General features: G+C 42.0%; 5 protein-coding genes and 1 pseudogene. All 6 read left to right on the forward strand.

The features are described 5' to 3' along the window. Positions 1–109 (forward strand): annotated as a pseudogene (locus IM500_RS19230) (DUF3782 domain-containing protein); the annotation flags it as partial. A gap of 161 nt (positions 110–270) precedes the next feature. Then, positions 271–615 (forward strand): hypothetical protein, encoded by a 345-nt coding sequence (locus IM500_RS19235; RefSeq protein ID WP_110543626.1) that lies wholly within the window; start codon positions 271–273, stop codon positions 613–615. A 54-nt stretch (positions 616–669) separates the two neighbouring features. After that, on the forward strand, positions 670–2,934 hold the full coding sequence (locus IM500_RS19240) for a tetratricopeptide repeat protein (RefSeq protein ID WP_287739345.1): 2,265 nt from the start codon (positions 670–672) through the stop codon (positions 2,932–2,934). A gap of 188 nt (positions 2,935–3,122) precedes the next feature. Further along, positions 3,123–3,437, forward strand: coding sequence for a nucleotidyltransferase domain-containing protein (locus IM500_RS19245; protein WP_002737075.1), 315 nt, complete (start codon positions 3,123–3,125; stop codon positions 3,435–3,437). Beyond that, positions 3,434–3,832, forward strand: a complete 399-nt coding sequence (locus IM500_RS19250) for a HEPN domain-containing protein (RefSeq protein WP_002750396.1) — start codon at positions 3,434–3,436, stop codon at positions 3,830–3,832. Before IM500_RS19245 ends, IM500_RS19250 begins: the two co-directional genes overlap by 4 nt. 356 nt (positions 3,833–4,188) lie before the next feature. Beyond that, positions 4,189–4,441 (forward strand): DUF3782 domain-containing protein (locus IM500_RS19255; protein WP_287739346.1); only part of this gene is annotated, 253 nt, incomplete at its 3' end.

The following is a 4,441-nucleotide window of genomic DNA, read 5'->3' on the forward strand; positions in this document are numbered from 1 at the left end:
CAATGAGGTGGCGAGTTACGCTTGTCGTCAGGGTTTGTTTGTGTTGGTGCAGTCAGGGGAAAATGTAATAATTTTAAATGATGCGGAGTTTACGCCCCGGGTTTGGTAGGTTTAGCTTTCGTTCCACCCCCTCGCTAGGAGAAATGTATCTTAGAATACATTTTACCCACCAAATCCAAGAGAGCCATTTTTGTTAGGATATCCTGAACAGAAATCTGAAAAGATTGGCGATGAAATTGTCCCTTGTTTTAATCGGTGAGAGTACGAGCTATGCCTGATTCACCAGAAGTACAACAGAACTTTAATGCAACCGTTTACGGAGTAGCCGGAAAAGTTGCCGGAGACCAAATTATCTACCCTTCTTCTGAGAAGCAAGATTTAGCCGAAGCTGCCGCAGAAATTCAGCGATTGCTCAAACAACTGGAAGAGACAAATCCCACTGCGACGGAAAAACAAAAGGAAGCTTACATCAATGCGGCGGTGTCAACTCCTGTCAGAAAGCGATTGCTAGGCGCGGTGACATCAGGGGGAAAAGCTGCCCTTGAGGAATTTCTAGATAATCCTTACCTCAATGTAACAATGGCTTTAATTGAAGGTTGGAAAACAGCAGAGTGATATTGGGATGGGTTACGAACTCATCCTACAATGTGGCAAAGGAGGCATCCGACAATGGCAGAAGAGTCCAAGATTGAGCAAAACTTCAACGCACCAGTTTCTGGTGTTGCTGGGAATGTAGAGGGAGACCAAATCATCGGCGATAAGGTACTTGGCGATAAGGTACTTGGCGATAAAATCATTCAACTCCCTCAGACTCCCCAAGCGGAAAAACCAGCAGAATCGCCGAATAATCTCAATCGAGCGCGTACTGGGGCGGTTAATTTCGTGGGGCGTGAAGATGCAATGACACAACTGCACCACCAGTTACAGCAACAAGAAAGAATTGCGATTACCGCCGTCGTTACGGGCATGGCAGGAGTGGGTAAAACAGAATTAGCTCTCCAGTATGCGCTATATCATAAGAAAAAATCGACTTATCCCGGCGGTATTTGTTGGATAGGGGTGCAAGCGGAAACGGTGGGGGTACAACTATTAAATTTTGCTAAGTCGCAGTTGGGTTTGTTTCCCCCGGAAGATTTGAATTTGCGGGGGCAATTGGATTATTGTTGGGCGAGATGGCAACCGCCGGGGGATGTACTGCTAATTTTAGATGATGTGCATCAGTATGGGGAAATCCAAGATTATTTGCCTCCCCAAGAACAACGTTTTAAGGTGTTGATTACGACTCGGCAACATTGGCTGGCGGCATCTTTTGAGCAGTTGCGTTTACCCGTTTTAAGCGAATCAGCCGCCCTTGCTTTACTGAAATCTCTGATTGGTGCGTCGCGTCTGCAAGCTGAATTAGAGGTAGGGAAGGGGTTATGTGCGTGGCTGGGTTATTTGCCTTTAGGGTTGGAATTGGTGGGGCGTTTCCTCAAGCGACGTACTAATTGGACCTTGGCAAGGATGCAGCAGCAGTTGATAGATAAGGGTTTACAGTTGTCAGCATTGCAGAATGCTTCGGCAGATATGACGGCGCAAAGAGGGGTAGAGGCTGCTTTTGAGGTGAGTTGGGAGGCGTTAAATCAGCCAGCGCGAGATTTAGGCTGTTTCCTCAGTCTCTTTGCTTTGGCTCCTATTCCTTGGCGGTTGGTGATAGAGCGGTGTTTGTCGGCTGAAGATGAGGAGGAGTTGGAAGATATTAGAGAGGACGAATTACTTAACCTTCATCTGTTGCAAGCGGTAGAGGGAGAAGTTTATCAGTTTCATCCGTTGGTGCGACAGTTTTTTCAAGCTAAGTTGGCACTGCGAGAGGATGGAGATGAGTTGAAACGCTCCTTTTGTCGGGGTATGGTTGAGGAGGCAAAGACTATTCCTGAGACTCCTACTAAGGAGCAAGTGGAAGCCGTCGCCCTATCTATTCCCCATATTGCGGAGTCAGCGACAGAGTTAGAACAATGGCTGGAAGATGAAGATTTAATCCCGTCTTTTCAAGGATTGGGGAGTTTTTATTATAGGCAGGGATTGTACGAACAAACTGAACCTTGGTGTAAGCAATGTCTAGAAGTAACTCGCCGTCGCTTGGGAGAAAAACATCCTGATGTTGCAACTTCCCTCAACAATTTAGCATTATTGTACTTATCTCAAGGAAGATACAAAGAAGCTGAACCCCTCTATTTACAAGCTTTAGAATTTTTTAAACAACTATTAGGGGAGAATCATCTCCATGTAGCAAGTTCCCTCAACAATTTAGCAGGATTGTACTTATCCCAAGGAAGGTACGAAGAAGCTGAACCCCTCTTATTGCAAGCTTTAGAATTAGATAAACAACTATTAGGGGAGAACAATCCTTATGTTGCACAATCCCTCAACAATTTAGCAGGATTGTACAAATCCCAAGGAAGGTACGAATTAGCAGAACCCCTCTTATTACAAGCTTTAGAATTGAGGAAACGACTCTTAGGAGACAATCATTCCCATGTGGCACAATCTCTCAACAATTTAGCAGGATTGTACAGTTCCCAAGGCAGGTACACAGAAGCAGAACCTCTCTATCTAGAAGCTTTAGAATTGAGAAAACGACTCTTAGGAGACAATCATCCCGATGTGGCAACTTCCCTCAACAATTTAGCAGGATTGTACAATTCCCAAGGCAGGTACACAGAAGCAGAACCTCTCTATCTAGAAGCATTAGATTTGTATAAACGACTCTTAGGAGACAATCATCCTAATACAAAAACCTGTCGTAATAATTTACAAAGGCTGCGACAACAGCAAAAACCCACTTCTTTAACTTGGTGGCAGTGGATTATAGTTATTCCTATAGTTATTCTATGGATGCCGTTTTATTTGCTATGGATGCTCACTCGGTGGCTAGTGCGTCGCTTTATTAGGTAAAGAGTCTAAACTATGATTGATGCGATTATGGGATAGACTATAATTGATCATTGATAAAGACTTGCCAAATACAACACAATCATAGTATTCACTCAATCATTCAAATCACAGCTTAGACTTATTATGGGATTATGGGATGGACTATATTGTTAATATTGTTTTGCAGTACAAAAAGGTAATAAAAAATCATGGACAAACAACTATTACTCAATAAAATTAAACAAGCAGTACAAGCGATCGAACCACAAGCGCAAATATTTCTTTATGGTTCACGGGCGCGAAACGATGCTCAACCAGACTCTGATTGGGATATATTAGTATTAGTTGATGGGATCACTAACCCTACTCGCACATCTCAAATCCGTCGTCAAATTTATGAAATCGAATGGGAAACAGAAGAAGTTATTTGTACCATTGTTCGCAGCAAAAATCAATGGGAACATCCCTTATTACAAACTACTCCTTTCTGGCAATCAGTTAACAAAGAAGCTATTATGCTATGAGTAAAAATTCCCCTCACGATCAACTAATTAGGTATCGTTTAAATCGTGCGGAGGAAGCTTATCAAGATGCTTGTTCTCTTGCTGATGGTGCAAGATGGAATAGTTGTATCAATCGTCTGTACTATAGTTGCTTTTATGCTGTTACGGCTTTACTTGCTTATGATAATCTCTCATCTCCAAAACATACAGGTGTCCGTAGTCTCTTCAACAAAAACTACATCCGTAGCGAAATTATTTCAAAAGACTTTGGTGCAATTTATAACGAATTGTTTGAATACCGTCTCGAAGCAGATTATACAGACTTTGCAGATTTTGATGAATTACAAGTTCTTCCTTTCATTGCAAAAGTGAGAGATTTTTTAAATATAATTTCAGACCTGCTTCCTACTGATTAAATGACAAAAGTATTGTATGGCAATACATTAAGTAAAGAGCATCTCAATACACAAATGATTCGTAATAATTTACAAATGATGCGACAGTCACATCCATCGTCTTAACTGCGATCAATTTGACTATGTAATGGACTATAACTGATCATTGATGAAGACTTGCTGAATACAACACAATCATAGTATTCATTCAATCATTCAAATAACAGTTTAGACTTATTATAGGATTACCGTAGGTGCTTCTCCTCTATGCCTCTTAGATTACCAGATTTCTTCCCCCCCTGAACGGTTACTTCAAGGGAGAAAAAGCGATCGGGCTATAATAGAGAAAATTTCACTTTAACTTGAGAAAATTGATTATGACAGCCACTATTGAAGACATTCGGGCAATACTAAAGCAATTAGCTCAATCCCAACAAGAGTTATCCCAAGCTCAAAAAGAAACAGATAAGCAAATTAACAGAGTTAGTCAGCAGATTGGGGAGTTGGGCAATCGTTTAGGAGAGTTTGTCGAGTGGCAAGTGCGTCCTGCGGTGGTGCGTCTGTTTCAGGAGCGGGGTATTGATGTGCATGAGTTTCACCCTGGCATTTCGGTAAAACGGGATAATGAGG

The organism is Microcystis sp. M179S2 (assembly GCF_020245805.1).
In the GTDB taxonomy this organism is placed as follows: domain Bacteria; phylum Cyanobacteriota; class Cyanobacteriia; order Cyanobacteriales; family Microcystaceae; genus Microcystis; species Microcystis aeruginosa.